This is a genomic window from Paracoccus sp. PAMC 22219, from assembly GCF_000787695.1.
Lineage (GTDB): Bacteria > Pseudomonadota > Alphaproteobacteria > Rhodobacterales > Rhodobacteraceae > Paracoccus.
Genome location: NZ_BBPH01000123.1, coordinates 1 through 1,183, shown reverse-complemented (window position 1 = coordinate 1,183; position 1,183 = coordinate 1). Strand labels below are relative to the sequence as shown.

Sequence of the window (1,183 nt, the reverse complement as noted above, 5' to 3'; positions counted from 1 at the left end):
GTCCGGCGATCTCTTTCTGATCGACGTCGCGGGTGGCGTTCTTGCGCAGGGTGGCCGCCATCCACTTGGCGATCTTCGGGTCCTTCAAAGCTTCTGTGGTCACGATGGCACCGACGATGATCTTTCGGCGGGTATCGCTGGCCTTCTGTCGGGTCTTGAGGCGGTTCAGCTTGGCCTGCGCCTCGGCGATCTGCTGGTCAATGGTCCTGGGCATTTTGAAATCCTGTGGTCGCTCAATGGTTGCAAGTTTGGATGCCCAAAGCGTAGGGTGCAAGACACGAAGTGCCCACTTATACAAACGCTGCGCGTTTGTGTGGGCAAGGGAACACCTGCGTTTCCCGTGAACCCTTAGCATAGTGCAGCGCGCGTATGGCGATCTATCATCTCAGGGCCACGATGATCTCCCGCTCCGCCGGGCGCAGCGCCACGGCGGCGGCAGCGTACCGCAGCGCCGAGCTGATCGTGGATCAGCGCACCGGCCTTGCCTTCGACTACCGCGCCCGCGGCGGGGTCGATCACGTCGAGACCCTCGCGCCTGCGGATGCCCCCGATTGGGTGCAGGACCGGGCGGCGTTGTGGAACGCGGTGGAGCTGGCCGAGACGCGCAAGAACAGCCAGGTCGCCCGCGAGATCCGCGTGGCCCTGCCTTGCGAGCTGGACGCCACGCAGCGGCTGCAACTCGTCCGCGACTTCTGCCAGCGCGAATTCGTAGACCGGGGCATGGTGGCCGATATCGCCCTGCACGCCCCCGGGCGTGAGGGGGACGAGCGCAACCACCATGCCCATATCCTGCTGACCACCCGGGAGATCGGACCGGAGGGGTTCACCACCAGAACCGGGACTGGAACGCCAAAGAACTGCTGGAGGGCTGGCGGGAGGCCTGGGCCCGGGACACTAACCACGCCCTGGAGCGCTGTGGTGCCGAGACCCGCGTCGATCACCGGACGCTGGAGGCGCAGCGCGTCGAGGCTGAGGCACGCGCCCAGGAGGCCCGGGAGCGCAGCGACGAGGCCGAGGCCCTGCGCGAGACGGTTCGGGCCGTCTCGCTGGACCGTCAGCCCCTGCCGCAGCTTTCCGCGGGGGCGTGGCAGCTCAAGGAGCGCGGCATTGAGGTGGCGGCTGTCCAGGTCTGGCGGGAGATCAAGGAACAGGCCGTCGAGGTGGCCCGCGTCGCCCAGGAGCT

1 protein-coding gene and 1 pseudogene are annotated in these 1,183 nt (G+C 67.0%); one reads left to right on the top strand and one right to left on the bottom strand.

Annotation, left to right across the window (positions count from 1 at the left end; translation table 11 throughout):
- Positions 1-214: hypothetical protein (locus tag TY51_RS13640; protein ID WP_042250325.1), on the bottom strand; the 214-nt coding region annotated here is incomplete at its 3' end.
- A 155-nt stretch (positions 215-369) separates the two neighbouring features.
- Here TY51_RS13640 and mobQ point away from each other — a divergent pair.
- Positions 370-1,183: pseudogene (gene mobQ / locus TY51_RS24580) on the top strand (MobQ family relaxase); the annotation flags it as partial.